4 protein-coding genes are annotated in these 3,597 nt (G+C 31.2%); all 4 read right to left on the bottom strand.

Going from position 1 to position 3,597, the window contains the following annotated elements; genetic code table 11:
- Positions 1–1,216 (bottom strand): zonular occludens toxin domain-containing protein (locus tag DVA66_RS18285; RefSeq protein ID WP_157974116.1); only part of this gene is annotated, 1,216 nt, incomplete at its 3' end.
- Positions 1,217–1,258: 42 nt separating this feature from the next.
- Complete coding sequence (locus DVA66_RS21070) at positions 1,259–1,561, bottom strand: hypothetical protein (RefSeq protein WP_157974115.1); 303 nt, start codon at positions 1,559–1,561, stop codon at positions 1,259–1,261.
- 3 nt (positions 1,562–1,564) lie between these two features.
- Positions 1,565–2,323 (bottom strand): hypothetical protein, encoded by a 759-nt coding sequence (locus tag DVA66_RS21065; RefSeq protein ID WP_157974114.1) that lies wholly within the window; start codon positions 2,321–2,323, stop codon positions 1,565–1,567.
- A gap of 11 nt (positions 2,324–2,334) precedes the next feature.
- The coding region (locus tag DVA66_RS21060) for a hypothetical protein (protein ID WP_157974113.1) at positions 2,335–3,597 on the bottom strand (1,263 nt) is incomplete at its 5' end.

Here is a 3,597-nt window from a genome sequence, read left to right as displayed (position 1 = left end):
CACGTAATGATAATTTTAAACCACAGTTATCCCTCAAATCTGTACTTATAGCTTCAGATGATGGTTTTTGAGTTGCTAAACAAACCATACCCCCATACGCTCGAGAAATTCTGACAGTATTTTCAACTGTTGCTTGTATTTTTCGAATCAATTGTTTATCATCATTGTCTTTACCTTTTTCGCTAAAGAAAACTTGGCATTCATCTATTAATAAAACTTTTAAAATCGGTCTCTTTTCAACAGGTATGTTCCAAAAATTGTTCACACCATATTTTTCCTTAAAATCTTCTGCTCGTTCTGCAACTTCTTCGTCAAATTTTGTCACTACTTCTAATATTTCATCGTAGTTTCTTTGACCACCCGAAGACTTAAATTTATGAACGTCTGCCAATCCATATTTTTGAAATTCATCTAATTCAGTAGGTGCTGTTTTACCATCAATAATCGTTAAATCGATTGCATCTTGATTTAACATAGCCATCAACATGACTAAAAATGATGCCGATTTACCCGAACCAGCAACGCCACCTACTAAGTAACCACCGTTATTTTTAAATGGCACCGCAAATTTTTCTCCCGTTTCTTTCATAGCTGTATAGAATTTCATCGACTCTATATCAAATTCAATTTCATCAACAGAATCAATTTTCCAAACGTCATCAAGTGGGTCTGGTCTTTTCTCATCTCTAAACAACACTGTTAATTTAGGAGTAAGATTATAGATGTAGTTATCTATTGCGAGCTCAAGTGTTTTTGCAGATGGTTCTACGCTACATACTTGCTCAGAATCAAACAACACTTCTTTCATGTCATTGCATTGGTCTTTTAACTTTTTATGAGTCATACCATTTGGTGGTTCTAAAACTGAGAATATATATCCTTCGTTCAATCGATAAGCAATGGCTGAACAACCTTGAATGAATGGGTCAATTGCATTCTCATCACCCATCATTTGCTTTTTAAATAATGTGATTCTGTCATCATTTTGACTCCAAAGACCCATGCGTATCGCTACTTCAGACCCTAATTCTGCCATTTCTTCTAATTTGCGTTCCCATTTTTCAGTCGCTTTTTTATAAAACGGATTCTTTTCACCCATCAAATATTCTTTTATCAACATACCACTCGACGTAACAGTCGGATATTTGAACAATCGTATTGTCTCGTTCTTACGTTGCAACCCTGCTAACAATTCATCTTTTGTCTTCATTACCATTAAAATTCCTCCTATATTTCCAGAATATTTTGAATTATATTGTTAAATAAACGCTTCTTCTTCATCTGTTTCATATTCATCTCTCATATGCTTGTGATTATCATCTTTCGTTTTTACATTTTTAATTTGTTTAATCGTGTCTGTACCCCTTAATCCCAACAAAAAGTAAGGTGTTATGGCACATCCGACAAATAAAGTAATTAGTCCTAACACTAAGTTAACGCCTGCACTTTGCAAATGAATAACATTCATCACACCTGCCAATCCTATCAATGTCATCAGACCACCAAGAAGTAGTCCAACGACAAATGATATGATAGCAAGTCCTATTTTTATTATCTTCATAATTTAACCTTCTTTCTTTTTACCAGTCCAGCCTTCGAACCAAGCAACTGCTGTATCGATATTCGTTTCTAGTTTTCTAGCATTTAAATCTAAACTATCTAACTCACTCTCACTTAAATCATCTGCGTTCAATATATCTATACATTCGTCTAAAACCGATTTAATAGGTTCAACATAATAACCTGCTGTATAAGACGCGCTATTAATTTTTATATTACCTTTAAATTCTTCTATTTTTGACAATAATTCTTGTGCTTTATTTTGATTAACACTATAGTCATCATCATCATTTAAATTACTTTCTATATTCTTTTTAAGCGTAATCATACTTTGTATAACTGTTGTTATACCTTCTCCAACTTCACCTGAAAAAATAGAGTTATGATTATTTAACTTATTCTTTTTTTCTTCTAAATCATTCAGTTTTGTTTCCATATCATTTTTAATTTCATCAAAGTCACTAGGTTTTGACGTTAAAAATGATATAGCTGAATCTGTAACTTCATTAACTGTGTCTTTAGCTGAATCTAAATCATCATCTAAGTCTTCTTCTTTATCACTTAAAGGTTCGTCCAACTTTTTCTTAACAGCATCTATTTCTGATTGTATATCTTCGATTTCTTTCGCGCTCCCACTTATCGAGAGAGCCTTTAGTTGATATTGTTCTAATTTTTGACTTTCATCCAGTACAAACTTTTTAATATTTAATGATAGTTCTGAACCATTTTCAGATATATACTTCATCACATCTTTATTTGCCATTTACTTATTCACTACTCTCTTTTTTTAACGATTTCAAATTCAATTGTTCTATCGTTTACATCAACTGTAAGTAATCCTATGTACTTACTCATTTCACCTTCTTCTGTTTTATCCAAAATATCTTCAATGATTTCATCTGTTAATTCATTTTTAATTAAATTATCAATTTCAAATTCTTCTATTCCCATTGAATCCAATTCTTCTACGATTAGATTCACTATAATTGGCTTGTTGTAATCTATACGATAGCCATCTCCATCATTGGATTTTAATTCAAACTTTTCTACACTTCTTGTTCGTTGACTTCCATTTTCGCCGAATATATTTAAATAAAATTCATGAAGTCCATTCGTTTCATCTTCTACTTCATAATTTTTCTCGCACATTTGAAATGTAACTTCTTTTAAGCCCAGCTCGATTGTAATGAGTCCAATACTTTCATTTTCTTCGTCTTGAAATGCATTATCTAAAATATCTTCTACAACATCTTCAGTCATATTATCGTTAATTAACTTTCTTAAAACAGTATTCTTTCTACTATCTTGTTCTACTCGATTGATAATCGTATCAACGATTTTTACTTTACTATCATTCAAATTATTCTTGTTCAATTCAACATCATCAAAAACATAATTTTTTCGACTATCATTCGGTTTGATAATGTCTACTTTGAATTCATAAAAATTATATGCACTATCCTCTTCATCATATTCAACTTCGTCGTCATCGTCTTCTTCTTTGTTTGATGATTTCGCTTTTTCTAATCGTTCTATCGCTTCTTTTGTTTGTTCTTTGAGTTTTTCTCGTTGTATTTCTCGCTCTTTAACACTGTCTTCAAATTCAAGTTCTTTACTAATATCTCTGACTCTAACTTCTGTTACAATCTCGCCACCTTCTTCGTTGTCACTACCTTTAATCTCTTTAACATTTGAAACCATTTGATTTCTCAATCTTTCACCATCAAAAATTATTTTTACTTTATAGCGTCTAGCCAACTCTTTTAAATTTTCTAATTGTTCATTATTCAAATAATCAAAATAAGCTTCTGTCGTGTCAAAGTATTCATTATAATCTTCAATATTAATTGTTTGATACGTCTTACCATTAGAATCAACGAATTTGATATAGTCTACTGACCCAGCTAATTCTTTCGATTTATCTTCTTTTTGTTTACGAGTCTCAATTTCTTTAATCGTCGTTGTTGCTTTTTCTTTTTGTTCTTTAATTTCTTCTTCTTTATTTTTTACTTTTTTCTCTAATCGTGCAAACTTCGC

It is taken from the genome of Desertihabitans aurantiacus, assembly GCF_003344635.1.
Classification (GTDB): domain Bacteria; phylum Actinomycetota; class Actinomycetes; order Propionibacteriales; family Propionibacteriaceae; genus Desertihabitans; species Desertihabitans aurantiacus.
This window is presented reverse-complemented; position numbering and strand designations above follow the sequence as displayed.

Bases quoted from the DNA above. Each gene is read 5' to 3' on its own strand.
- DVA66_RS21065 (WP_157974114.1), bottom strand. From the start codon at position 2,323: ATGGCAAATAAAGATGTGATGAAGTATATATCTGAAAATGGTTCAGAA.
- DVA66_RS21070 (WP_157974115.1), bottom strand. From the start codon at position 1,561: ATGAAGATAATAAAAATAGGACTTGCTATCATATCATTTGTCGTTGGA.